This is a genomic window from Luteimonas sp. A534 (assembly GCF_054072805.1).
On sequence record NZ_JBSVRR010000017.1, the window covers coordinates 1 to 3,230 of the forward strand.

The 3,230-nt window shown below is 58.0% G+C and carries 4 protein-coding genes; all 4 read left to right on the top strand.

Annotated features, from left to right (window positions below):
• Positions 1–639 precede the first annotated feature (639 nt).
• The 4 genes from crcB to ACW5F0_RS14670 all read left to right on the top strand — a co-directional run bounded on the left by crcB (position 640) and on the right by ACW5F0_RS14670 (position 3,086).
• Positions 640–1,017, top strand: coding sequence for a fluoride efflux transporter CrcB (gene crcB / locus ACW5F0_RS14655; protein WP_457000031.1), 378 nt, complete (start codon positions 640–642; stop codon positions 1,015–1,017).
• A 124-nt stretch (positions 1,018–1,141) separates the two neighbouring features.
• The gene (locus tag ACW5F0_RS14660) at positions 1,142–1,549 is read left to right on the top strand and encodes a hypothetical protein (RefSeq protein WP_457000032.1); all 408 of its coding nucleotides are present in this window, start codon (positions 1,142–1,144) and stop codon (positions 1,547–1,549) included.
• A 448-nt stretch (positions 1,550–1,997) separates the two neighbouring features.
• The gene (locus ACW5F0_RS14665; protein ID WP_457000033.1) at positions 1,998–2,486 is read left to right on the top strand and encodes a shikimate kinase; all 489 of its coding nucleotides are present in this window, start codon (positions 1,998–2,000) and stop codon (positions 2,484–2,486) included.
• 114 nt (positions 2,487–2,600) lie between these two features.
• A complete protein-coding gene (locus ACW5F0_RS14670; RefSeq protein ID WP_457000034.1) occupies positions 2,601–3,086 on the top strand; it encodes a YxiG-like protein in 486 nt (161 codons plus the stop codon).
• The last annotated feature ends 144 nt before the right edge of the window (positions 3,087–3,230 follow it).

The following is a 3,230-nucleotide window of genomic DNA, read 5'->3' on the forward strand; positions in this document are numbered from 1 at the left end:
GGATAAGAGTCCCTTCCAGTCTGCCAGCTCACCTCTCCTTTTCGGGGCGCTGGATTTGTCGCACTTAGTCTGGCAATTTCTGAGGCCTAACAATGCGTTCAAGCCGAAGCCGCTTCGTTACGCAAAGCACATGGCAGGTACAGCTTGCCATGTGCTTTGCTCCACTACGCGTCTCGGCTTAACTTAGGTGTTAGGCCTTGTGTCCCGCACTGCCGGATCAACGTCTTCGGTCGCATAGGGTTTGCCGCTCATCTGTCACTGTTGGCACCTCGCACGCGCGGTGAGTGGCATCGGCAAATCGCCTGCGATAACTTGGCTTCGGACAGGCGCGACCCTCCGCAAGATTCGACCCGCCGAGTCGGCTTCGGACAGATGCGGGTGAGGTTCTTTGCGCGCGCGAGCTGTAGTTCGCGCTTCGTAGCCCCCAAGGCAAGACCAAGCTGTACCAAGTTGTTGTACTGTTCCGGCTCAGGGGTTGGGCTTCAGCAGGTTCGGCGCGGGTGCCGGGCAGCGGCGGCCTAACGAGTCGTTCAAGCCGACGCCACATCGGGGCGCAAACCACATGGCAGATACAGCTTGCCATGTGCTTCACGCCCCGCTGCAGCGCGGCTTAACTCTGGTGTTAGGCCTCAAACACATATGAGCGCGTACTTGTGGGTAGGACTCGGCGGCTTCCTCGGTTCGGTGGCCCGTTACGCTGTGGCTGTCGCACTGGGTGCTGCCCCGGCGGATCGGTTTCCGTGGGCCACCTTCGCTGTCAATTGTTTGGGCTGTCTGCTGATCGGCGTGCTCGTAGGCGCTTCTGCCAAGGCAGCCGTCTCGGAGCCGGTTCGCCTGTTCTTGGTAACCGGTGTTCTGGGTGGCTTCACAACCTTCTCGGCGTTCGGGCTGGAGTCGCTCACCCTCCTGCGGCGCGGGGAAACCAGCCTTGCCCTGCTGTACATTTTTGGTAGCGTCCTCGTGGGCATTACTGCGGTCTGGCTAGGGCTTCGTTTCGCAGGCGGGGCAGAGGCCTAACAATGCGTTCAAGCCGAAGCCGCTTCGTTCCGCAAAGCACCTGGCAGATAAAGCTTGCCATGTGCTTCGCTCCACTACGCGTCTCGGCTTAACTTAGGTGTTAGGCATCAGGGGAGGATTCGTCGTGGATCAACAGAAGTGCATTGCGCTAAAGAGGGAACTGGAAACCCAGCCTGAGCCACAGTTGGTACAGCTGGAGCGGTTCTTTGATGGAAACGACGATGATGGTTCGATTGGATGCAACCTCGTCCCCCATCCCGGCATTCCACTATTCCGAGACACGTTGCTTGGATTGCTGCAGCGACCAGATGTCACGGCCGTCTATGCGTTGATCACAGAGCTCGACCCTGGCGATGACGCGTGGCCCTTCACAGATACGGTTCTAGTGGCAGGCACGATCGAACCCGAGGTACTTAGTGATGCCCTAGCTGCCCTTCAGCCTGACTACGTCACCTCGGCAGACCCAGATGAACTTGGCAAGCTGGAGATTGATCAGCCTGTTACCGCGGCTGTTACGGCATGGTGGGACTGATGCCTAACAATGCGTTCAAGCCGAAGCCGCTTCGCGGCTCGGCTTAACTTAGGTGTTAGGCCGCACTTGGTGCGAGGTCCGACATTCCGCTCTTTTGGTTTGTTCCTTCGGCTGGTTTCGCCAAGCCCACTGGGTCGCTTCGTTCAACAATTCGTGGCTTAGCATTTGACTCGCCTGAGCATCACGAGCCAAGGGTTCTGGCGCTCACATCCATAGTGGACTTTGGGTAACCCACAAGCCCAGGCGCCGGAGCAAGCTTGAAGCGCAGACTCTTTCGCTCGGTCCAGGGCCGCAGTCAGAGCGTGGCCAGTCGTTGTAATGTTCCGGCTCGGGGGTTGGGCTGCGGTGCTCCCAGGCAAGTGTTCGCGGTGTCTGGTGGCGGCGGCCTAACAATGCGTTCAAGCCGAAGCCGCTTCGCGGCTCGGCTTAACTTCGGTGTTAGGCCGCTATGAAAGTTCTCGTCTTCGGCAACTCCGGTTCTGGGAAGAGCACATTTGCTAAGGAACTGGCTTCAGAACACGGCTTGGCTCATCTCGACCTCGACTCCATCGTCTGGGAACCGGGCAAGGTTGCTGTTCAGCGGCCTGCTCACGCAATCGAGGCTTCGTTGGCTGCGTTTGTAGCCGAGCACCCCAGCTGGGTCGTAGAGGGCTGCTACGGAGAGCTAGTGCTGGCCGCGTCTGCCCACTGCACCGAGCTTGTCTTCCTCAATCCCGGGCTGGAAACGTGCCTGGAGCACAACCGCAAGCGTCCGTGGGAGCCCCACAAGTACGCCTCGAAAGCGGCTCAAGACCAGATGCTTGAAAATCTCCAAGCTTGGGTTGCGGATTATTATGCTCGGCAAGATCAATGGTCATACCATGCCCACCGTCGGATCTTTGATTCCTTTCCAGGCTGTAAGAGCGAGCGCCTCAGCAGCGGGGCAGTCGCGGCCTAACAATGCGTTCAAGCCGAAGCCGCTTCGTTCCGCAAAGCACATGGCAGGAAAAGCTTGCCATGTGCTTTGCTCCACTACGCGTCTCGGCTTAACTTAGGCGTTAGCTCCCCAGACATGCATCCCGTGACTTCGTTACTTGAGTGGCTACCTGACTGTGACTTCGGCGTCATGGATCATGGCTTTGTACCTCACGGGCGGGACTACTTTGTGCTCGTCGAGTCTTCCATGGGCAATTATCCGGGGCGGCACCAAGTTCAGTTCACCCATGTCGCTGAGGTGAGCTACACAAGTGTCGTAGCTGATGATGTTTGGACAAAGTCTTGGGGGGAGGAGTTCGTTGACTATCAAGCATGGCTAGATGCCGAAGAGCCGGAGGGCTATGTCTGGGGTACTTGTTGGTCACTGGCATGGCCAGGCATTCGAGCAGTTGAGCCTTCTACGAAAGCCGCTGAGTGGTCAGCTCGTCTTGGCAAGCCGATGTACGAGGCGGAGATTGAGACGGATCGCTTCAGAATTAGCCTTGTTTTCCATAGTTTGCGCTCTGCCAAGGTCAGTGATGAGTCCTCCATCGTGTCAAGCGTCGTCATTCCACTCTCCTAGCGGGGGAGCTAACAATTCATTCAAGCCGACGCCGCTTCGCGGCGCGGCTTAATTCAGGCGTTAGGCAGCAGACGAGCCTCTGCGCAGACTTTGAGAGTCCTATGAGCCAAGCACTCGCTCAACTTGCAGATCACGAACGCGCCC